Consider the following 21138-nt stretch of genomic DNA (forward strand, 5'->3'; position numbering starts at 1 on the left):
TGGCGACGCAAGGGCTGTACCAGAATCGGGAGACTCCCGTTCCAGACGCCTGCCGCCGGTTCGAGGGGTGTGCACGGGTATCGACGCGAGAGGGCAACTGCCCGAAAACAGGGCAGCGGATCAGCAGTCGGGCTGCCCTGCGGTCACCTTCGCAGGTGGCCGCAGCGCAGGTCCCGAATCAGGCGCTACGTGTCGATACCCGTGAACACGCCTGTTTGTTGTTCGGCTCTTTAAAAAAAGTGCCTGCGCAGCGATCGGTCAAGGCAGGATGCCCACCGACTGTGACGAAGCTGTGATGCTTCAGCTGGCTTTCGGAGCGAAGGGCCGGGGGTGGATGATCGCCCGCTGCCGTTCCTCCTGGAGGAATTTCATGATGATCGGCGCCACGGTTTCCGCGCGGGTCACCAGGAACAGGTGGCCGTCGTCGATCACGTGCAGCTCGGAGTTGGGGATGCGCCAGGCGATCATGCGCATGTTGATCAGCGGGATGATCGGGTCGTCGTCGCCGGCCAGGATCAGCGTCGGCTGACGGATCTTGTGCAGCCAGTGGATGCTGGTCCAGCCAAGGCCGGCGAACAGCTGCCAGTAGTAGCCCATCTTGCCGGACGAGCGCACCTTGCTGGCGAAGGCCATGGCCAGCTTCGGATCGCGGCGGAAGGCGCCGCCGTAGATGTCCGGGGCGATGTGCACCCCATAGGACGGCTGGATATAGCGCCGTGGGCTGGCCATGCGCCAGAGCACCCGCGGCTTGCCCGGCACCATCACCGCACCGGCGGCGGTGGCGGCGAGGATCAGCTTCTTGCAGCGCTCGGGGTAGTCATGGGCGAACTGCTGCGCCAGGGCGCCGCCCCAGGACACACCGATGGCCGTCACCTGGCCATAGTCCAGGTAGTCGAGCATCCGCGCGGCCAGCTTCGCCAGGCCGGGGAAGCGGTACGGCGTGCTGGGCGTGGATGAGCCGCCGACGCCGGGGACGTCGAAGGCGATCACCTCCAGGTCCGGGTCCAGTGCGGCGACGAAGGGGAAGACCAGTTCCAGGTTGGCGCCGATGCCGTTGAAGATCAGCAGCGGCGTCATGTGCCTCTTGCCCGGACGCACGGCGGTACGGATGGTCTGCCCGTCGAGTTCGATGGTGCGGAACTCGAAGGGCTGCGCCGCCGGCGCCTTGCTCGGCAGAATCTCCTCGTCGCTGCGTTTGCTGCGCGCGCGCCGGCTCGTCGGCGCGGCCACTTCCACGGCCTGCGACGATTCTGGGGTGTTGGCGTCGTCCACGGCGCCGGCTTGCGGGAGGAGTTCTGTTTTCATCGTTCGTGTACGTAGGTTCCAGGGGCGGCTTCGCCGGCCGGGTGGGCCTTGTTGCCCAGGGCGGTCGGTGCCTTGCGCGTCTTGCCCGAGCGCTCGGCGAGCCAGTTCTGCCAGTGCAGCCACCAGGAGTCGGCGTGCTTGCTGGCGTTTTCCTGCCAGGCCTTCGGATCGGCCGAGAGTTCAGGGCCGGTCATGAAGCGGGCCTTGGGGTTGCCTGGCGGGTTGAGGATGCTCTGGATGTGTCCGCTGTTGGACAGGATGAATTCACACTTGCCGCCCAGCAGACGAGCGGAGCGATAGCAGGCTTCCCAGGGCGTGATGTGGTCGGACAGGCCGGCCACGCAGTAGAAGTCGCAGGTGATCTGCTGGAGGTCGATCGGCGTACCGCCCACTTCCAGGGCGCCGGCGCGGGTCAGCGGGTTGGTCTTGAACATCTCCACCAGCTCGCCGTGCAGCGCGGCCGGCAGGCGCGTGGTGTCGTTGTTCCAGAACAGGATGTCGAAAGCCGGCGGCTCGTTGCCCAGCAGGTAGTTGTTGACCCAGTAGTTCCATATCAGGTCGTTGGGGCGCATCCAGGCGAACACCTTGGCCATGTCCTTGCCTTCGAGCACGCCGGACTGGTACGAGCGGCGCTTGGCGGCTTCCAGGGTCTTCTCGTCGGCGAACAGGGCGATCTGGGTGTTCATCTCGAAGTCCAGCACGCTGACCATCTGGGTGAAGGCGTGGACCTTCTTCTCGCCCAGGGCTGCGTAGTGACCGAGCAGGGTGACGGTGGTGATGCCACCGGAGCAGGCGCCGAGCATGTTCAGGTCCTTGGCGCCGGTGATGGCCAGGACCGCGTCGATGGCTTCCTTCAGCGCCTCGATGTAGGTGGTCAGGCCCCACTCGCGCTGCGCCTTGGTCGGGTTGCGCCAGCTGACGATGAAGGTCTGCACCTGGTTGCGCAGGCAGAAGCGCGCCAGGCTCTTCTCCGGCGACAGGTCGAAGACGTAGAACTTGTTGATCTGCGGCGGCACCACCAGCAGCGGGCGCTCATGCACGCTCTCGGTGATCGGCTTGTACTGGATGACTTCCAGCACGTCGTTGCGGAACACCACCGCACCTTCGGTCACGGCCAGGTTCTTGCCGACCTCGAAGGCTTCCATGTTGACCTGGCTGGGCATGCCGCCGTTGTTCACCAGGTCCTTGGCCAGATGGGTAAGACCGTCGAGCAGGCTCTTGCCGCCGGTCTCGAAGAAACGTTTGACCGCTGCCGGGTTGGACAGCGTGTTGGTCGGCGCCATGGCCTCGGTCATCAGGTTGATGACGAACTGGCCGCGGCTGATGTCCTGGCTGGACAGGTCGCTGTCGCCGATCCAGGTGTGCAGCTCCTTGCGCCAGGCCAGGTAGGTCTGCAGGTAGCGGCGGTAGAGCGGGTTCTGGCTCCAGGCCGGGTCGTTGAAGCGGCGGTCGTCGTCCGAGGGCTTGAGGTCGGACTTGCCGAGCAGCACGTTCTTCAGCTCGAGGCCGAAATGGGCCACGTGCTTGGCACTGTGGAACGGCTGCTTGACCGCTTGCAGCAGCACCATGCGGGCAGAGGTGAGCAGGTCCTTGCCCTGAATGCCGATCACCGGGCTGAGATTCAGGGTGTTTTCCGCGGCTTGCTGGGGTAGATCGCTGTTGTTCTTCTGGGTCATCGGCGACGCTCCATTGTCCTGAGACACATACTGGCGGGGCTCACCTTTCGTGACGTAGGGCCAAGTACTTCTCGGGGTTGCGGAACGTGGAGAGGGCTCCACGCGATTCATCTACTTGGCGGCATCACTGGAAGTTCAGGAAACCACGCTCTGTGCACTGTAGTTCCGTACATTGCACTGCCTTGGTTACCCGAGTTTCCTTCGCCGCGCAAGCTGGTGCAGCGTGGGCCAACTCCTAGGAGTATGTCGGGAAAAGTTAGAAAACGCGCCCTAGAGCGGGGGCATCTCGCCAAACCCGGGGTGACCGACCTGCACGCAGCAGTCTGCAACGGGAATATTGCAAATGGCGTGCCCTGGAGCGATTGCCCGACGAAGGTTGGTGCGCAGGGGGAGGTGGGGAGGAAAGATCGAACGAGTTGGAGGTGAGGATTTGCCTGATGGCCGGTTCTCACCTTGTAGGAGCGGGCCATGCCCGCGATCGCGCCCACGGGGCGCTCCTACAGGGAAAACCTACAGCATGAGTTTGACGACAGACTCCGACGGATCGCGCGACTTGCCGGCCTTCTCCAGCTGCGCCAGGTAGTCGGCCCACATCTCGTCCTGGCGCATGCACAGCTCGTAGAGGTAATCCCAGGTGAACAGGCCGCTGTCGTGGCCGTCGTCGAAGGTCAGCTTGAGCGCGTACTGCCCGGCCGGCTCCAGGTTGCTCAGGCCGACATTCAGCTTGCCCACCTGCAGCACCGGATTGCCGTGGCCCTGGACTTCCGCCGATGGCGAATGCACGCGCAGGAACTCGGCGGACAGCTCAAAGGACTGTTCCCCGTAGGTCAGCGAAAGCTTCTTCGAGGCCTTGTGCAGCTTGATGGCGGAAGGAATGCGCATGGACGGCTCCTGGACGGCGATTCCGGCATTGTAGCGCCGGCGGAAAAACAACGGGGCGCCCTGAGGCGCCCCGTCGCAGCGATGGAGACCGCTTAGAGGATGTAGCGGGACAGGTCTTCGTCCTGGGCCAGCTCGCCCAGGTGGCCGTTGACGTAGGTCGCGTCGATCACGATGGCCTTGTCGCTGTGCTCGCTGGCGAGGTCGGCGGCATCGAAGGACACCTCTTCGAGCAGGCGCTCGAGCAGGGTGTGCAGGCGACGGGCACCGATGTTCTCGGTCTTCTCGTTGACCTGGAAGGCGATCTCCGCGAGGCGCTTGATGCCGTCGGCGGCGAACTCGATGTCCAGGCCTTCGGTCTTCAGCAGCGCGGTGTACTGCTCGGTCAGCGAAGCGTGCGGCTCGCTGAGGATGCGCTCGAAGTCGCTCGGGCTCAGGGCTTTCAGCTCGACGCGGATCGGCAGGCGGCCCTGCAGTTCCGGCACCAGGTCGCTGGGCTTGGACAGGTGGAATGCGCCCGAGGCGATGAACAGGATGTGGTCGGTCTTCACCATGCCCAGCTTGGTGTTCACGGTGCAGCCCTCGATCAGCGGCAGCAGGTCACGCTGCACGCCCTCGCGGGAGACGTCGGCGCCGCCCACATTGCCGCGCTTGGCGATCTTGTCGATCTCGTCGATGAAGACGATGCCGTTCTGCTCCACCGCTTCCAGGGCGCGGGCCTTGAGGTCTTCTTCGTTGACCAGGCGCTGCGCTTCCTCGTCGCGGATCAGCTTCATGGCCTCGGCGACCTTCAGCTTGCGGCTCTTGCGCTTGCCCTTGCCCATGTTGGAGAACAGGCTCTGCAGCTGGTTGGTCATCTCTTCCATGCCGGGCGGGGCCATGATTTCCACGCCCGAAGGAATGTCGGCGACCTCGATGTCGATTTCCTTGTCGTCCAGCTGGCCTTCGCGCAGGCGCTTGCGGAACAGCTGACGGGTGTTGGAATCCTCGCGTGCCGGTTCGTCGCCGAAGCCGGTGGTGCGCGCCGGCGGCAGCAGGGCGTCGAGGATGCGCTCTTCGGCGGCGTCTTCGGCGCGGTACTTCACCTTCTGCACTTCCTGCTCGCGGAGCATCTTGATCGCGGCATCGGCGAGGTCGCGGATGATCGACTCGACGTCACGGCCGACGTAGCCGACTTCGGTGAACTTGGTCGCTTCGACCTTGATGAAGGGGGCGTTGGCCAGCTTGGCCAGGCGCCGGGCGATCTCGGTCTTGCCGACGCCGGTCGGGCCGATCATCAGGATGTTCTTCGGCGTCACTTCGGCGCGCAGCTCGGCCGGCAGCTGCATGCGCCGCCAGCGGTTGCGCAGGGCGATGGCGACGGCGCGCTTGGCGTCGTCCTGGCCGATGATGTGGCGGTTGAGTTCGTGGACGATCTCGCGGGGAGTCATGGACATTTGACGTGCTACTCCGGAACGACAGCGCTTAGACGGCGCTGTCGAGCTCCTCAAGGGTCAGGTTCTGGTTGGTGAACACGCAGATGGAGCCGGCGATGTTCAGTGCGGTCTCGGCGATCTCGCGGGCGCTCATGTCGTCGCTGCCTTTCTGCAGCAGGGCCAGGGCCGCCGCCTGGGCGAAGCCGCCGCCCGAACCCATGGCGATCAGGCCGTGCTCGGGTTCGACCACGTCACCGTTGCCGGTGATGATCAGCGAGGCATCCTTGTTGGCTACCGCCAGCATGGCTTCCAGACGGCTCAGCGAGCGGTCGGTACGCCAGTCCTTGGCCAGCTCGACAGCGGCGCGCACCAGGTGGCCCTGGTGTTTTTCCAGCTGCTGCTCGAAGCGTTCGAAGAGGGTGAAGGCATCGGCGGTGGCGCCGGCGAAGCCAGCCAGTACTTCACCGTGGTACAGGCGACGGACTTTCTTCGCGTTGCCTTTCATCACGGTGTTGCCCAGGGAAACCTGGCCGTCGCCGCCCATGACGACTTTGCCGTTACGGCGGACAGATACGATGGTGGTCAAGGGTCTTACTCCACACTAGCGGGGCGATGTGCCCGAATGCAGAGTCAGATGGGGACTAGGAAGGCGGGGTTCAAGTCCTGCGCCGGACGAGTAGCGCGCATTTCGCGCGCCGCCCGTCGGCGCAAGCCTTGGAGTAGCTGGGGTTCAGCGGGTCTGGCGCTGCTGTAACAGCAGGTTGCTGAAACCGTTGCCGGCGAGTTGTTTCTGCGCGGCGGAGGCCTTGGCGCGGTCGCCGTAGGGGCCGACCATGACGCGGTACCAGGTTTCGTCGCGGACGGTGCCGGACTCCACGCGGGCGTTCTGGCCCATCATGATGATCTGCGCGCGCAGGTGGTCGGCGTCGGTCTGTTTGCGGAACGAGCCGGCCTGCAGGTAGTACTGGGTGGCGGCCACCGCCGGTGGCGGCGTCGGCTTGGCTGGCGCAGTGTCGCTGGCCGGAGCCTGTGGCAGGGCCTGCTTCTGCGCGCTGGCGACCTGGGTCGCAGGCGGCGTGACGGGCGTTGCCGGTTTGACCACCGCGGGCGGCGGCGGGGTCTGCCCACTCAGCGCCGTCAGGGCGCGCTGGGTGTCGATCTTCTCGGCTTCTTCCTTGGTCGCGACCACGGTCGCCGGCGGCTGCGGCTTGGCCGGCGGCGGCACGGCTTCCGGCGGCACGGCGACTTCCGAGCCCGGCAGCAGGGTGTAGAAGTCGTACTTGGGCTTGACCCCGGTCGGTGCGGCCGGTTGCTGCGGCTGCACGGTGCCAGAGGGCTTGTTGGAGCCGACCACGGTCTTGGGCGCTTCCGGCTTCTCGCGTTTGACGTCGTTGCGACCCGGCTCCAGCTTCATCAGGAACATGATGAAGCCGCCGATGGCGAGGCCTGCGACCAGCCAGACCCAGCCGGGCACCGACGTCTTCTTGGCCGGGGCCTGGTAGCGGCTGGCGCCGCGCTTGGGAGCGGGTTTCTTCTTCGCCATGGGTGCTTACATGCGCTCCAGGGTTTCCAGGCCCAGCAGCTCCAGGCCCTGCTTGAGGGTACGGCCGGTCAGCGCGGCAAGGCGCAGGCGGCTCTCCTGTTGCGCCGGGTCTTCGGCGGTGAGGATCGGGCAGTGCTCGTAGAAGCTGGAGAACAGGCCGGCCAGCTCGTACAGGTAGGCGCAGAGGATGTGCGGGACACCCTTCACGGCGACGTTGTTGAGCAGGTCGGTGAACTGCGCCAGCTGCGCGGCCAGGGCGATTTCCTGCGGTTGTTGCAGGACGATCTTGCCGCCCACTTCGTCGTAGGTCTTGCCCAGCTTGCGGAAGATGCTCGCCACGCGGGTGTACGCGTACAGCAGGTACGGCGCGGTGTTGCCCTCGAAGCTCAGCATCAGGTCGAAGTTGAAGCTGTAGTCGCTGGTGCGGTGCTTGGACAGGTCGGCGTACTTCACCGCGCCGATGCCGACGGCGTGGGCGATCTGGCGCAGGTCCTGCTCGCTGAAATCGGGGTTCTTGCCCTTCACCAGGGTATAGGCGCGCTCTTCGGCTTCGATCAGCAGGTCGATCAGCTTCACGGTGCCGCCGTCGCGGGTCTTGAACGGCTTGCCGTCGGCGCCGTTCATGGTGCCGAAGCCCATGTGCTCCAGGTCCATGCTGGCCGGGACGAAACCGGCGCGGCGGGCGACTTCGAAGACCTGCTGGAAGTGCAGGGCCTGGCGCTGGTCGACGAAGTACAGCACGCGGTCGGAGTGCAGCACCTTGTGGCGGTAGCGCATGGCGGCGAGGTCGGTGGTGGCGTAGAGGTAGCCGCCGCCGGCCTTCTGCACGATCACCGGCAGCGGCTCGCCTTCGGCGTTCTTGAACTCGTCGAGGAACACGCACAGGGCGCCGTCGCTCTCGACCAGCAGGCCCTTGGCGGTCAGGTCGGCCACCACCTGCGCGAGGTCGTCGTTGTAGGCGCTCTCGCCCTTCACGTCGGCCATGGTCAGCTTCACGCCCAGCAGGTCGTAGACCTTCTGGCAGTGCGACAGGGAGATGTCGTTGAAGCGGGTCCACAGGGCGATGCACTTGGGATCGTTGGCCTGCAGCTTCACCACCAGCTCACGGGCGCGGTCGGCGAATTCTGGAGATTCGTCGAAACGCTTCTTGGCGGCGCGGTAGAAGACTTCCAGGTCGTGCAGTTCGGCCTGGGCATCCACTGGTTGTTCTTCCAGGTAGGCCAGCAGCATGCCGAACTGGGTGCCCCAGTCGCCCACGTGGTTCTGGCGGATCACGGTGTCGCCGAGGAACTCCAGCACGCGACTGACGGCGTCGCCGATGATGGTTGAGCGCAAGTGGCCGACGTGCATTTCCTTCGCCAGGTTCGGCGAGGACAGGTCCACCACCACGCGCTGGGCGGCGCCGGCCTTGCGTACGCCGATGTGGCCGTCGGCCAGGGCCTTGTCGAGGCTGGCGGCGAGCCAGGCCTGGTCCTGGAAGAAGTTCAGGAAGCCGGGGCCGGCGATCTCGACCTTGGCCACTTCCGGGCTCTGCGGCAGCGCGGCGACCAGCTTGGTGGCGAGGTCGCGCGGCTTCATGCCGGCCGGCTTGGCCAGCATCATGGCGATGTTGCTGGCGAAGTCACCGTGGGTTCGGTCCTTGGTGTTCTCCACCTGGATGTCGGGCGTCAGGCCGGCCGGCAGGGTGCCGTCTTCGGTGAGGCTGACAAGGGCTTGCTGGATCAGGTGGCGAATCGTGTCTTTCATGGTTTTCTCCGTGCTCGCGTGCATCCGGCGCGCGCGACCGGTTATCGGGCTCAGAACCGCGCATTATCCGTGGCCGGGCATGGCTTGCCAACCGCGGAGCGCTCCTTGTTCAGTCTCGCCGCTGTGCCATCCGTCGCGGCTGATGGAAGTCAATGTAGGACGGATGCGCAAGCCCGGAGGGATTTATCCGTGCGGCGCATCCGTCAGAACAGGTCAATCGGGTCCACGTCCAGCGACCAGCGTACCTGGCGCCCACTGGGCATGCCTTCGAGCGTCTGCAGCCAGGGCGTGAGCAGGCGGTGCAATGGCGCGCGGGCGGTGCTCATCAGCAGCAGCTGCGCGCGGTAGCGGCCGGCACGGCGCTCCATGGGCGCCGGTACCGGGCCGAGGAGGTCGACGTCGTGGCCGAGGGTCGCCTGCAGGCGTTCGGCCTCGGCGCAGGCCTCATCGAGGAAGCCTTCGGCCTGCCCCGGCTTGTGCGCCTCGGCACGCAGCAGGGCGAGGTGCGAGAAGGGCGGCAGGCCGGCGGAGCGGCGCTCGGTGAGGGCCTGGTCGGCGAAGGCGAAGTAGCCTTGCTCGGTGAGCTGCACCAGCAGCGGGTGGTCGGCCAGGTGGGTCTGGATCAGCACGCGGCCCGGCTCCTCGGCGCGTCCGGCCCGCCCGGCGACCTGGACGATCTGCTGGGCCATGCGCTCGCTGGCACGGAAATCGGCGGAGAACAGCCCGCCGTCGGCATCGAGGATCGCCACCAGGGTGACGCGTGGGAAGTGGTGCCCCTTGGCGAGCATCTGCGTGCCGACCAGGATGCACGGCTCGCCCTTATTGATAGTGGCGAACAGGTCGCGCATGGCGTTCTTGCGCGAGGTGCTGTCGCGGTCGATGCGCAGCACCGGGTAATCCGGGAAGAGGATGCGCAGGCGCTCCTCGGCGCGCTCGGTGCCGGCGCCGACCGGGCGCAGGTCCACCGTGCCGCATTTCGGACAGTTGCGCGGCGGCCGCTCGCGGTGGTCGCAGTGGTGGCAGCGCAGCTCGCCGCTGCCCTGGTGCACCGTCATCCGCGCGTCGCAGCGCGGGCACTGGCTGATCCAGCCGCAGTCGTGGCACAGCAGGGTCGGGGCGAAGCCGCGGCGGTTCAGGTAGACCAGCACCTGCTGGCCGGCGGCCAGGGTTTCCTTGATCGAACGCTGCAGCGGCATGGAGATGCCCGAGTCCAGCGGCAGGCTCTTCACGTCCAGGCGGTGGAACTTCGGCTGGTGCGCGCCGCCGGCGCGCTGGGTCAGGCGCAGCAGGCCGTAGCGGCCGCTCTGGGCGTTGTGCAGGCTCTCCAGCGCAGGGGTGGCGGAGCCCAGCAGGATCGGCACGTTCTCCAGCCGCGCGCGCACCATGGCCAGGTCGCGGGCGTGGTAGCGCAGGCCTTCCTGCTGTTTATAGGAAGCGTCGTGTTCTTCGTCGATGATGATCAGCCCCGGATTCTTCAGCGGGGTGAACAGCGCCGAGCGGGTGCCGATGACAATATCCGCCTCGCCATCGCGGGCGGCCAGCCAGGCGTCGAGGCGCTCGCGGTCGGTCAGCGCGGAATGCAGCAGGGCGATGCGCGCGTTGAAGCGGCGCTCGAAGCGGCTCAGGGTCTGCGGGCCGAGGTTGATCTCGGGGATCAGCACCAGCGCCTGCTTGCCGGCTTCCAGGGTCTCGCGGATCAGCTGCAGGTAGACCTCGGTCTTGCCGCTGCCGGTGACGCCAGCCAGGAGGAAGCTGTGGAAACTGCCAAACCCGGCGCGGACGGCCTCGAAGGCGGCGCGCTGCTCGGCGTTCAGCGGCAGTTCCGCCTGCGCCAGCCAAGGGCCGTGGTGCGGCGCCACGCTGTGGACGCGCACCTCCAGCGTGACGAGCCCCTTTTCCTGCAGCAGGTCGAGGCTGTCCTTGTTGATCTGCAGCTGGCTGAGCAGGTCGTGGGCGACGCCGTGGGGATGCTGCTTGAGGATCTTCAGCGTCTCGCGCTGGCGCGGCGCTCGGGCCAGGCGTGGGTCTTCCTCGCGGGCGCCGGGTTCGGCATGCCAGAAGCGCTGCTGGCGCGCCTCGGCCGGGTCGCCCTGGCGCAGCAGGTTGGGCAGTGCCCAGGAAAAGGTATCGCCCAGGCTGTGCTGGTAGTACTGCGCCGTCCAGCGGCACAGCTCCAGCAGGTGCGCCGGCATCGGCGGCTCGCGGTCGAGCACGGCCAGAGCAGGGCGCAGCTTGTCTGCCGGGACCTCGGAGCTTTCCACCTTGTCCACCAGCACGCCGACCATCTCGCGGCGGCCGAAGGGGACGCGCAGGCGCACGCCGGGCTGCAGGCGTGCGACGTCGATCCCGCGCGGAGGCAGGTAATCGAACAGGCGGCGCAGCGGCGAGGGCAGGGCGAGACGCAAGATGGACGGTGACGGCACGCGACGGATTCCGGGGCGGCGGGGAGCGTCGGATGGTAGCATGGGCGATGCGACGGTCGGTCATGCCTGATCTTGCGTTGAAAGCGTTCTCTGGTATGATCCACGCCCTTAATTTCCGTGCGGTGCCCGGTAAAAGATCCCGCCCGCGGTCCTCGATGACCGTGGCTCGGCTTCTGCCAGAGACTGGGTGGCGGCACACCACCGAGAGGAAGAGACCATGAAACCGGAAATCCATCCCGCGTACGAAGACATCGAAGCTACCTGCAGCTGTGGCAACGTGATCAAGACCCGTTCCACCCTGTGCAAGGGCATTCACCTGGACGTCTGCTCCGAGTGCCACCCCTTCTACACCGGTAAGCAGAAAGTTCTGGACACCGGCGGCCGTATCGACCGCTTCAACCAGCGCTTCGCCATGTTCGGCGGCAAGAAGTAAGATCGATTTCCGGGAAAGGCCCACGATGGTTTTTCACGGTAATTCGAAAAAGGCGTCCCTCGTGGGCGCCTTTTTTATGGCCGTCCTTTTTTCCCTGGACGCCAGCGCCGCTGCCTGCCCGAAGCCTTCGTCGCCGGAAACGGTGCGCGTGGCGCGGGTGGTGGACGGCGACACGCTCAAGCTCGCCGACGGCCGCAGCGTCCGCCTGATCGGCGTCAATGCCCCGGAACTGGCCCATCACGGCCGCTCCGAGGAAGCCTTCGCGGTCGCCGCCCAGCGCCGTCTGCAGCAACTGGTGGCTGCCAATGACGGCGAGGTCGGCCTGGTTGCCGGCCAGCAGGGCAAGGACAAGTACGGCCGCACCCTGGCCCACGCCTATGACGCCCACGGCAACAACCTCGAATCCCGCCTGCTCGCCGAAGGCCTGGGCTACCTTGTAGCTATCGCCCCCAACACCGACCTTACCGTCTGCCAGCAGGCTGCCGAGCGGCAAGCCCGCAGCGCCGGACTCGGTCTGTGGAAGCGCTCTCCGGTACAGACGGCGGAACAACTTCACGAAAGCGGATTCGCAGTGGTTCGCGGACGGGTCGAGCAGGTACAACGCAATCGCGGCGGGCTGTGGATCGATCTCGATGGCCCGCTGGTGCTGCGGATCGAGGCGAGACTCGTGAAGCGTTTCGACGATGCAACCCTGCGCGATCTCAAGGGTCGACAGGTAGAGGCGCGCGGCTGGGTCATCGACCGCGCCGAGCGTGGTGGCGTGAAACCCGGACAGGCGCGCTGGATGCTGCCTGTGACCGACCCGGCGATGATGGAGGTATTGCCATGAGCTTGCGCTCGTTCGGAATTCTGGCCCTGCTGGCGCTGCTGAGCGTCCTCGGCGGCTGCGCCACCAACCCGGCCACCGGCAAGTCCGACTTCGTGATGATGAGCGAGCAGAGCGAGCTGGAGATGGGGCAGAAGTACAGCCAGCAGATCGCCCAGCAGTATCCGCGCTATGAAGACGGCAAGCTGCAGGCCTACGTCCAGCAGGTCGGCGAGCGGGTTGCCCGCGCCAGCGACCGGCCCAACCTGCAATATCACTTCACCGTCATCGACACACCCGACATCAACGCCTTCGCCCTGCCCGGCGGCTACATCTATATCCACCGCGGGCTGATGGCCTACCTGGGCTCCGAAGCGGAGCTGGCCGCGGTACTCGGCCACGAGGTCGGCCACGTCACGGCCCGCCATAGCGTGCGCCAGCAGAGCCAGTCCAGCGCCTGGAGCATCCTCGGCCAGGCCGTGGCCATTGGCACCGGTGTCGGCGCCGCCGCCGACCTCACCAACGTGCTCGGCACCGCCTTCGTGCGCGGCTATGGCCGTGACATGGAGCTGGAGGCCGACGGCCTGGGCGCCAAGTACCTGGCCCGTGCGGGCTATGACCCGACCGCCATGATCCAGGTGGTGCGGGTGCTGAAGAACCAGGAAGATTTCGCCCGCGACGAGGCTGCGCGCAAGGGCCAGGCCGCCCAGCCGGTCGGCTACCACGGGCTGTTCGACACCCACCCGGACAACGACCAGCGCCTCAAGCAGGTCATCGGCCCCGCCCAGACCCTGGCCGCCAACAGCCAGCACGAGATCGGCGCCGAGCGCTACCTGAAGGCCATCGACGGCATGCCCTTCGGCGACTCCGCCTCCAGTGGCGTGCGTCGCGGGCAGAGCTTCTACCACTCGGAACTGGACTTCACCCTGACCTACCCGTCGGGCTGGGGCATTCTCAACCAGCCGACCGCGCTGGTGGGCTACACCGCCGACCAGCAGGCCTACATCGGCATGAAGCTGGTGCCCCGCGACGGCCAGCTGACCCCGGCGGAGTACCTGCGTAAAGGCGCTGGCGGGCGGTTATCGAACGAAGAAAGTTTCCAGCAGGCCGGCCTGGATGTCGCCACCGGTGTAGTGCCCGGTTCGCCGGCCCGCCGCGCCGCGGTGATCTACCAGAAGGACCACGCCTACCTGTTCATCGGTGTGGTCAAAGGTCGCGCCTCTCTGGAGAGCGAAGACGACCACTTCATGCAGGTCATCCGCAGCTTCCGGCCGATGCGCGCGGATGAACAGAAATACGCGCAACCGCGCCGGATCGCCGTCATTCAGGTCAAATCCGGGCAGACTGTCGAGCAGTTCGCGAAGGCGGAATCCGGTCCGGAATCTGACTCGATAAATCGTATACGTTTATTGAATGACTTGTATCCAACTGGTCAGCCAAAAGCTGGCGACTGGCTGAAAGTCGTACGCTAGAGGTCTTGACAGCGGGGGCTTGGGCTACCTTGGCAGGTGCGGGGTTTGTGCGTATGCTCGGACCCCCGTCTGTCCAACAAGCAACAAAAGCGGAAGTGCCCAAATGTCTGATCTCAAGACCGCTGCCCTCGAATATCACGCCCAACCCCGCCCCGGTAAACTGAGCGTCGAGCTGACCAAGCCGACCGCCACCGCCCGCGACCTGTCGCTGGCGTACAGCCCGGGCGTTGCCGAGCCGGTGCGCGAAATCGCGCGTGATCCGGAACTGGCCTTCAAGTACACCGGCAAGGGCAACCTGGTCGCGGTCATTTCCGACGGCACCGCCATTCTCGGCCTGGGCAACCTCGGCCCGCTGGCCTCCAAACCGGTCATGGAAGGCAAGGGCGTGCTGTTCAAGCGCTTCGCCGGTGTCGACGTGTTCGACATCGAAGTCGACGCCGAGAGCCCGCAGGCCTTCATCGATACCGTCAAGCGCATTTCCATCACCTTTGGCGGCATCAACCTGGAAGACATCAAGGCACCCGAGTGCTTCGAGATCGAGCGCGCGCTGATCGAACAGTGCGACATCCCGGTCTTCCACGATGACCAGCACGGCACCGCCATCGTGACCGCCGCCGGCATGCTCAACGCGCTGGAAATCGCAGGCAAGAAGCTGGAAACCGCGAAGATCGTCTGCCTGGGCGCCGGCGCCGCCGCCATCTCCTGCATGAAGCTGCTGGTGAGCATGGGCGGCAAGGTCGAGAACATCTACATGATCGACCGCCAGGGCGTGATCCACGCCGGCCGCAACGACCTGAACCAGTACAAGGCCGTGTTCGCCACCGAGACCGACAAGCGCACCCTGGCTGACGCCCTGGAAGGTGCCGACGTATTCGTCGGCCTGTCCGGCGCCAACCTGCTGAGCCCGGACGACCTCAAGCGCATGGCGCCGAACCCGATCGTCTTCGCCTGCTCCAACCCGGACCCGGAAATCAAGCCGGAACTGGCGCACGCCACCCGCGACGACGTGATCATGGCCACCGGCCGTTCGGACTACCCGAACCAGGTCAACAACGTACTGGGCTTCCCCTTCATCTTCCGCGGTGCCCTGGACGTACGCGCCACCCGCATCAACGAAGAGATGAAAATCGCCGCCGCCCTGGCCCTGCGTGACCTGGCCAAGCTGCCGGTACCCAAGGACGTGTGCGACGCCTACGGCGTGAGCGCCATCGAGTTCGGCCGCGAGTACATCATTCCGAAGCCGATGGACAAGCGCCTGATCACCGTCGTTTCCGACGCCGTGGCCAAGGCTGCCATCGAGACCGGCGTGGCGACCCTGCCGTATCCGAAGCACTACCCGCTGCAGTCGGTGGAAGACGTCTTCAAAGGCTGATTCCGTCTGATCTGAAAAACCCCGCCTTGGCGGGGTTTTTCTTTTTCTCCTGAAGGAAACGAAGAGTTACCGATTAATGACTGAAGGCAGCGGCCTTCAAAACGTACCGGTCTATCCTTCCCCGCTCATGCATTGACGCGTCCGCTGCCCTGGAGCGGGCCGGGCGCATGGGGGAACATCATGAATCGGACTTTGCTGGCAGTCGCCACGCTGGCGGCCAGCGCCGCGCTCATCGGTTGCGCAGGGGCACCGCAAATGAGCTGGGACCGGGTGGGGGATTCCGCGCAGCGCGCCGTTACCAGCGCCGACGTCTGGGCCCCGGTGGCCGGTGCGGCGGTGATTGCCGCGGGCGGCTGGGACCACAAGTGGCAGAAGTCGGCGAGCAACCACGACTGGTTCTTCGGCGGCGACGCCAACCAGGCGGCAGACCGCATGCTCAACCTCGCCACCGGCCTGAGCGTGGTCACCGCTCTGGTGGCTTCGCCCAAGGACGTGAGCAGCGAGGAGAAGTGGAGCTGGCGCGGGCGCAACCTGACGCTGCTGGCGGCGGATCGCTACGCAGTGACCGGCTTCGTCGAGGAAGCCAAGGAATGGTCCGGGCGCGAGCGGCCGGACGGGATTCCCGATGACTCCTTCCCGTCCAAGCACACTGCCGTGACGGCTGTACACACCAGTTTCACCCGTCGCAACCTGGACTACATCGACATGGACCCGACCTGGCGCTACACCGCCAAGGCCGGGCTCTACACCCTCGACGGGCTGACCGCGCTGTCGCGCGTGGAAGGTGACAAGCACTATCCCACCGATGTGCTGGTGGGGATGGCGGTGGGCAACTTCTTCGCCAACTTCACCTACAACCTGTTCCTCGAAGGCCCGGAAAGCGAGCGCTACAACGTGACCGTGGTGCCGGAAACCGGCGGCGGGATGAGCCTGCGCGCGGCGATGCTGTTCTGAGGTTGGCGCGACGCCGTGGGCAGCGTCTAGTCTTGAAAGCTTCTCTCTGGACGACAACCCCGATGCCGTTGCGCCTGCTGCTGATTCTCTTGTTCCTGTGCGTTACCAGCGCGGCGCGGGCCGGGGAAGTGCTGCGCATCGCCGCGGACCGCTGGCCGCCCTACGCGGACCGCCAGTTGCCCGGCAACGGCGTGGCGGTGCACCTGGTGCAGGCGGCGCTCAAGCGCGCCGGTTACGCCAGTGAGTACATCGAAGTGCCCTGGCCGCGCGTGCTGCACGGCGTGGCGAATGGCGAGTACGACCTGGTGGCGGATGCCTGGTATTCGCCGGAGCGGGAAGCCTTCGCCGTGTACTCCGAGCCCTACCTGGTCAACCGCGTGCGCCTGATCAAGCGCCAGGGCTCGCCCATCACCTTCGCCAGGCTGGCCGATCTCTACCCGTACCGCATCGCCATGGTGCGCGGGTATGCCTATTCCGAGGCGTTCAACAACGATCCGAAACTGCAGCGGGTGCCGGTGTTCAGCTTCGTCAACGCGGCGCTGATGCTGCAGGCCGGGCGGGTGGACCTGACGCTGGAAGACGAGATCACCGCGCGGGTGCACTTCAATGGCGACCTTGCCGACCTCAAGGGCCAGCTGGAATTCCTGCCGGTGCCGCTGACCGAGAATGGCCTGCACATTCTGGTCGGCCGGCATGTGCCCGACCACGCGGCGATCATTGCGGCGTTCAACAAGGCGATCCGCGAGATGCACGAGGACGGTAGCTACGACGAGCTGATGCGCGAGCATGGGCTTTAGCGGTCGCTGTGTTCCCTTGCCGGAGCGCCTCAGGCGGCTTCGATCTGTTCCGCGCCGAGGTCCTTCTTCAGCAGGTGCGCCGCCAGGGTGCGCAGCGGCGTGAGCTGTCGGCAAATGAGTGCCAGCTGGGTCTGCACCAGCCGGTGGGCGTCGTCCTGTTCCTCGGGCAGCTCTTCCAGGCGCTTGGCCAGCGCGTCTTCCTCGTCGCTGTAAATAGCCACCGCGCGTCGCTCGTTGAGCCGCGCAGCGATGTCGTCGAGGCTGCTGGTCAGGCGTTCGGCGGCCTCGGCGATGAGGTCGTCGTTAACATCCGGCGGCAGCTGGTTGCGGTGCGCGCCGAGGGCGGAGAGGTAGCTGAGCAGGGTGTGCGACAGCACCAGGAAGCGGAAGCCGATCTCTGCGTCCTTACGGAAGTGGCCGGGCTCCAGCAGCATGTTCGACAGCGTGGTGGAGAGCGTCGCGTCGGCGTTGTGCGCGTTGCGCCGGGCGGTGCGGTAGGCGAGGTCGTCGCGCTTGCCGTTGGCGTACTGCTGCATGATTTCCCGCAGGTAGCGGCTGTTGCAGGCCAGGGTGCCGCCGACCAGGCGGTGCAGGCTGCGCCCGTGCCAGTCGGGCAGGACCAGGAACACCGCGATGCCGGCGATCAGCGCGCCGAGCAGGGTATCGAACAGGCGCGGCAGGATCAGCCCGTAGCCGTCGCCCACCTGGTTGAAGCAGAACAGCACCAGCAGGGTGATCGCCGCCGTTGCCAGCGTGTAGCGAGTGCTCCGCGTGGCGAAGAAGGCGACCCCGGCAACCACCGCCAGCAGCGACTGGATCAGTGGGTTGGGGAACAGGTCGATCAGTGCCCAGCCGGCCACCAGGCCGACCAGCGTGCCGAGAATCCGCTGCACCATGCGGATGCGCGTGGCGCCGTAGTTCGGCTGGCAGACGAACACCGTGGTGAGCATGATCCAGTAGCCCTGGGTCGGGTGGATCAGGTGCAGCATGCCGTAGCCGGCGGCCAGTGCCAGCGACAGGCGCAGGGCGTGGCGGAACAGCAGCGAGGTCGGCGAGACCTGCAGGCGGATGCGCTCCAGCGCGTCCTTGAATGAGCGTGGCGAGCGGTCCAGCAACGTGCTGTCCTGCTCGTCGTCGAGCATGTCGGGGTTGCTCGCGCCGCTGAGCTTGCGGTCCAGGGTGGTGAGGTTGGCCGCCAGCGCGCCGAGGGAGCGCAGCAGCCCGCGCCAGGCCGGGTTGCCCTGCTGGCGCAGGTACTCCAGCGAGGCGTTGAGGTCGGCCAGGGCCAGTTCGCTGTCGTTGTAGTCGAACGGATGGCGCAGTTGGATCGCCTTTGCCAGCGCCTTGCACGCCTTGCCCTGCTGGTTGAGCAGGCGCTGGCAGCGGAACAGCACGTCGCTGTGGAAGAAGGCTTCGGCCAGCTGGTTGTACGGGTAGTGCGAGGAGCTGGCGCGCTCGTGGACGTCCTGGGCGATGAAGTAGAGCTTCAGGTAACGGCTGATCTTCGGGCTCGGCCTGCCGTGGGACAGGCGCGCGAGGATGGTTTCCTTGGCCTGGTTGAGCGCCACCACGACCCGCCCGTTCTGCCGCGCCAGCGCCAGGCGCTGGGCTTCAACGTCGAGCTGGCGCAGCGGCTCCAGCAGCGTCGACTTGATCTTCAGGTACTCGCCCAGCTCGAGGAACAGCTTCGCCAGGCTCTGCTGCACCGGCTGGTTGGCGAACAGCGCGTTCCACAGCACCGAGAGCAGCCCGTACCAGCCGGCACCGGCCACCAGCAGCAATGGTTCGCGCCAGAAGTCGGTGGGTGTGCCGCCGCGCTGGTCGACGCCGATCATGGTGTAGATCGACAGGATCAGGGTCGCCGAGGCAATTGCCGCATATCGCTCGCCGAGGGCGCCGAGCAGGGTCATGGCGAAGGTCGAGAGCGCGAGGCCGGCAATGAACAGGGGCGGGTAAGGGAACAGCAACTCCACGGCCAGCGCGGCGATGGTGAAGCACGCCAGGGTCACCAGCAGCGCCTGCAGGCGGCCCAGCCAATGGTCGTCGGTTTCCGCCAGGGCGCTGGCGATGACCCCGAGGAACAGCGGGATCACCAGTTCCGGCCGACCCTGCAGCCAGCACGCGAGCATGACCCCGCTGAGGGCGACGAACACTCGCAGGCTGTAGGCGAACTTGTCCAGCGCCCAGAGGCGCCGCAGAGACTGGAGCAGTGGGGAGGAGAGCATGCGCGTGCGGGACTTCCGGGTGTCTGCCGCTCAGACTAGCGGATCGCCTGCCACGCTGCTATCGCGAGCGCGACAGACCTTGGTGTTGGTGGCGTCGAGTGCGGGAGCCCGCACCGCAGCTCCCTGCAGGAGCGTGCCATGCGCGCCGCTCCTGTGCAGGGGGATTGTCGTCAGAGGATGCGCGCCTTGAACGAGCGGCCCTTGATCTTGCCTTCGTTGAAGTGCTTCAGCGCCTGCTTGGCGATGTCGCGTTCCACGGCGACGAAGGCCTGGAAGTCGAAGATGGCGATCTTGCCGACCTGGGTGCCCTTGAGCCCGGCGTCGCCGGTCAGCGCACCAAGGATGTCGCCGGGGCGCAGCTTGTCCTTGCGCCCGCCGGCGATGGCCAGGGTGGTCATCGGCGGCAGCAGCGGGGTGTCGTTGGCCTTGAGGAAGTCGATGCGCTCCCAGTTCAGCGGCGCGCCCTGCAGGTCTTCGATGGCCTGCGCGCGGTTGGCTTCGGCGGGGGTGACCAGCGATAGCGCCAGGCCCTTTTCGCCAGCACGACCGCTGCGGCCGATCCGGTGAATGTGGATCTGTGCATCGCGCGACAGTTCGACGTTGATCACCGCTTCCAGCGCGGCGATGTCCAGACCGCGCGCGGCCACGTCGGTGGCCACCAGCACGCTGCAGCTGCGGTTGGCGAACATGGTCAGCACCTGGTCGCGCTCGCGCTGTTCCAGATCACCGTGCAGCGCGAGTGCGGAAATCTTGCGGGCGTTGAGTTGCTCGACGACTTCCATGCACTGCTGGCGGGTATGGCAGAAGGCGACGCAGGATTGCGGGCGGAAATGCTGAAGCAGGCGGACGACGGCATCGAGACGCTGCTTGGGATCGATCTCGTAGAAGTGCTGCTCGATCTGGCTGTCATCGTGCAGCGCTTCCACTTCCACGCGCTCGGGGTTCTTCAGGAATTTCGCCGCCAGCTGGCCGATGCCGTCGGGATAGGTGGCGGAGAACAGCAGCGTCTGCCGGCGCGCCGGCGCCTGGCCGATGATGTCGGCGATGCTGTCGTAGAAGCCCATGTCGAGCATGCGGTCGGCTTCGTCGAGCACCAGGGTGTTCAGGCCATCGAGCTTCAGGGTGCCGCGGCGCAGGTGTTCCTGGATGCGACCGGGCGTGCCGACCACCACGTGGGCGCCGTGCTCCAGCGAGCCGATCTGCGGGCCGAAAGGCGTGCCGCCGCAAAGGGTCAGTACCTTGATGTTGTCGGCGGCGCGGGCCAGGCGGCGAATCTCCTTGGCCACCTGATCGGCCAGCTCGCGAGTCGGGCACAGCACCAGCGCCTGGCAGCCGAAGTAGCGCGGATTCAGCGGGCTGAGCAGGCCGATGCCGAAGGCGGCGGTCTTGCCGCTGCCGGTCTTGGCCTGGGCGATCAGGTCGCGCCCCTTGAGGATCGCCGGCAGGGCAGCGGCCTGGATCGGCGTCATCTCGCGATAGCCGAGAGAGTCGAGGTTGGCCAGCAGGTCGGCCGACAGCGCGAGGCTGGAAAATGCAGAGGTGGTCACGAAGGGAGCCCGGGTGAATCCATTGGCCGCGCAGTGTAGCAGGAGAGCACCCCCGGCAGGGCTGAGAAGCTGGTATGGCAAGGCTTTGCGGCCGCTCGTCCGAATTACCCGAAGCGCCTGGATCGGGTTTTTCCAAGAGATTCGCTTTCCGCAGATTTTTGTCGTAGAGTTTCCGCACTGTGTTTGCATGGGTCGCCGTCGATCGTGACCTGATGCGGTCGGTTATTCCACCCCGTCCTGCTCGACTCCTTGTAACTCCTTGCAACTCAGTTCCTGGCCATTCGTGGCTAATTTCAAAAATACGTTCCAAGGAGAACACCATGTCGAATCGTCAGAACGGCACCGTCAAGTGGTTCAACGAGACCAAAGGCTACGGCTTCATTACCCCGGAAAGCGGCCCGGACGTGTTCGTACACTTCCGCGCCATTGAAGGTACCGGCTTCAAGACCCTGGCCGAAGGCCAGAAGGTCACCTTCGAAGTCGTGCAGGGCCAGAAAGGCATGCAGGCCGAGCGCGTACAGGTAGCCTAAGCGCTTCCTGGCGTCA

Annotated in this window: 17 protein-coding genes; 7 read left to right on the top strand and 10 right to left on the bottom strand. The window is 66.1% G+C overall.

Annotated elements, in window-relative coordinates:
- Positions 1 to 300: 300 nt before the first annotated feature.
- The 8 genes from phaZ to ABKS89_RS02405 all read right to left on the bottom strand — a co-directional run bounded on the left by phaZ (position 301) and on the right by ABKS89_RS02405 (position 10987).
- Positions 301 to 1305 (bottom strand): poly(3-hydroxyalkanoate) depolymerase, encoded by a 1005-nt coding sequence (gene phaZ, locus ABKS89_RS02370; RefSeq protein WP_242015323.1) that lies wholly within the window; start codon positions 1303 to 1305, stop codon positions 301 to 303.
- Positions 1302 to 2981: a class II poly(R)-hydroxyalkanoic acid synthase gene (phaC, locus tag ABKS89_RS02375; RefSeq protein ID WP_348589187.1), complete on the bottom strand. Its 1680-nt coding sequence runs from the start codon at positions 2979 to 2981 to the stop codon at positions 1302 to 1304. The genes phaZ and phaC overlap by 4 nt, the downstream gene beginning before the upstream one ends.
- A 510-nt stretch (positions 2982 to 3491) precedes the next feature.
- A complete protein-coding gene (locus tag ABKS89_RS02380; RefSeq protein WP_138213075.1) occupies positions 3492 to 3863 on the bottom strand; it encodes a gamma-butyrobetaine hydroxylase family protein in 372 nt (123 codons plus the stop codon).
- 92 nt (positions 3864 to 3955) lie between these two features.
- Positions 3956 to 5296: an ATP-dependent protease ATPase subunit HslU gene (gene hslU / locus ABKS89_RS02385; protein WP_192293731.1), complete on the bottom strand. Its 1341-nt coding sequence runs from the start codon at positions 5294 to 5296 to the stop codon at positions 3956 to 3958.
- 28 nt (positions 5297 to 5324) lie between these two features.
- Entirely contained in the window at positions 5325 to 5861 is a 537-nt protein-coding gene (gene hslV / locus ABKS89_RS02390) for an ATP-dependent protease subunit HslV (protein ID WP_017520170.1), read from the bottom strand.
- A gap of 144 nt (positions 5862 to 6005) precedes the next feature.
- The gene (locus tag ABKS89_RS02395) at positions 6006 to 6818 is read right to left on the bottom strand and encodes an SPOR domain-containing protein (RefSeq protein WP_348589186.1); all 813 of its coding nucleotides are present in this window, start codon (positions 6816 to 6818) and stop codon (positions 6006 to 6008) included.
- A gap of 6 nt (positions 6819 to 6824) precedes the next feature.
- Positions 6825 to 8564: an arginine--tRNA ligase gene (gene argS / locus ABKS89_RS02400; RefSeq protein WP_348589185.1), complete on the bottom strand. Its 1740-nt coding sequence runs from the start codon at positions 8562 to 8564 to the stop codon at positions 6825 to 6827.
- 203 nt (positions 8565 to 8767) lie between these two features.
- Positions 8768 to 10987: a primosomal protein N' gene (locus tag ABKS89_RS02405; RefSeq protein WP_518300982.1), complete on the bottom strand. Its 2220-nt coding sequence runs from the start codon at positions 10985 to 10987 to the stop codon at positions 8768 to 8770.
- Between the two features lie 217 nt (positions 10988 to 11204).
- Between ABKS89_RS02405 and rpmE the strand changes: the two genes are divergently transcribed.
- The 6 genes from rpmE to ABKS89_RS02435 all read left to right on the top strand — a co-directional run bounded on the left by rpmE (position 11205) and on the right by ABKS89_RS02435 (position 16820).
- Positions 11205 to 11420, top strand: a complete 216-nt coding sequence (gene rpmE / locus ABKS89_RS02410; RefSeq protein ID WP_024766509.1) for a 50S ribosomal protein L31 — start codon at positions 11205 to 11207, stop codon at positions 11418 to 11420.
- Positions 11421 to 11496: 76 nt separating this feature from the next.
- Positions 11497 to 12249 (top strand): thermonuclease family protein, encoded by a 753-nt coding sequence (locus ABKS89_RS02415; protein WP_348589183.1) that lies wholly within the window; start codon positions 11497 to 11499, stop codon positions 12247 to 12249.
- Complete coding sequence (locus tag ABKS89_RS02420) at positions 12246 to 13697, top strand: M48 family metalloprotease (RefSeq protein ID WP_431312034.1); 1452 nt, start codon at positions 12246 to 12248, stop codon at positions 13695 to 13697. Before ABKS89_RS02415 ends, ABKS89_RS02420 begins: the two co-directional genes overlap by 4 nt.
- A 103-nt stretch (positions 13698 to 13800) precedes the next feature.
- Positions 13801 to 15069, top strand: coding sequence for a malic enzyme-like NAD(P)-binding protein (locus ABKS89_RS02425; RefSeq protein WP_045212856.1), 1269 nt, complete (start codon positions 13801 to 13803; stop codon positions 15067 to 15069).
- Positions 15070 to 15249: 180 nt separating this feature from the next.
- Positions 15250 to 16023, top strand: coding sequence for a phosphatase PAP2 family protein (locus ABKS89_RS02430; protein ID WP_348589182.1), 774 nt, complete (start codon positions 15250 to 15252; stop codon positions 16021 to 16023).
- A gap of 62 nt (positions 16024 to 16085) precedes the next feature.
- Entirely contained in the window at positions 16086 to 16820 is a 735-nt protein-coding gene (locus ABKS89_RS02435) for a substrate-binding periplasmic protein (RefSeq protein WP_348589181.1), read from the top strand.
- Positions 16821 to 16849: 29 nt separating this feature from the next.
- On the opposite strand, the gene yccS is transcribed toward ABKS89_RS02435, so the two are convergent.
- Together yccS and dbpA are read right to left on the bottom strand one after the other, a co-directional pair.
- A complete protein-coding gene (yccS, locus tag ABKS89_RS02440; RefSeq protein ID WP_138213069.1) occupies positions 16850 to 19045 on the bottom strand; it encodes a YccS family putative transporter in 2196 nt (731 codons plus the stop codon).
- Between the two features lie 170 nt (positions 19046 to 19215).
- Entirely contained in the window at positions 19216 to 20592 is a 1377-nt protein-coding gene (gene dbpA, locus ABKS89_RS02445; RefSeq protein ID WP_348589180.1) for an ATP-dependent RNA helicase DbpA, read from the bottom strand.
- Positions 20593 to 20912: 320 nt separating this feature from the next.
- On the opposite strand from dbpA, the gene ABKS89_RS02450 reads away from it, so the two are divergent.
- The gene (locus ABKS89_RS02450; protein ID WP_138213067.1) at positions 20913 to 21122 is read left to right on the top strand and encodes a cold-shock protein; all 210 of its coding nucleotides are present in this window, start codon (positions 20913 to 20915) and stop codon (positions 21120 to 21122) included.
- Positions 21123 to 21138: the final 16 nt, after the last annotated feature.

The sequence above is a fragment of the Pseudomonas sp. LABIM340 genome (assembly GCF_040017195.2).
GTDB lineage: Bacteria > Pseudomonadota > Gammaproteobacteria > Pseudomonadales > Pseudomonadaceae > Pseudomonas.